This window comes from Helicobacter monodelphidis (assembly GCF_003288845.1).
Taxonomy (GTDB): domain Bacteria; phylum Campylobacterota; class Campylobacteria; order Campylobacterales; family Helicobacteraceae; genus NHYN01.
Map to the genome: position 1 here is coordinate 1 of NZ_NHYN01000086.1, position 592 is coordinate 592.

The following is a 592-nucleotide window of genomic DNA, read 5'->3' on the forward strand; positions in this document are numbered from 1 at the left end:
TAAACAAGAATGGATGAATATATTCAATCTAAAAAATATTGATGAACCTTTTATACCGCATATTCCTAATGAAGTTAAGGAGTATGTCGGCAAAGATTTGCTTTTAACAAAAAATAGTTTAATAAAACTGATTGCAAATAAAAGAGAGAAGCATATTCCCCTAATTAAAGAAACATTAGAAGCACCAGAAAGAGTTTTAGATGATGGAATAGGTATCCTTTTTATTAAAAGCTTTGTAGATACAAAGAAAAATAGATTTTTCATGAGTGTCGCAAAAAAATACAATGGAGATTGGTTTTTTTCAAGTCATGTTGAGAGAACAAAAAACAACATTAGAAACAAGCTAAATAGCTCAAAAACTATTTATGAAGATGCTAAACGCGGTGAAGTTGCTGGCGCGTCTGATATATTAAGAACGGGCGGGGAAGTCTCTAAGCCCTCTGACTTGCAGATTGAGTACACCGCTGACCAAGACTTTGGCAAAGCACTTTGGGATTCTACCCCTAATCATCTTAAAAAACCCTTAGACTTTGAATCCTTCCATGATGAAGAGAAAAGTTTAAGGACTAGATTTAAAGACAATATAGAGGCT

Annotated in this window: 1 protein-coding gene; it reads left to right on the top strand. The window is 33.4% G+C overall.

Features of this window, described 5'->3' with window-relative positions; all coding sequences use genetic code 11:
• The coding region (locus CCZ01_RS10625) for a PBECR2 nuclease fold domain-containing protein (protein WP_258437188.1) at window positions 1–592 on the top strand (592 nt) is incomplete at both ends.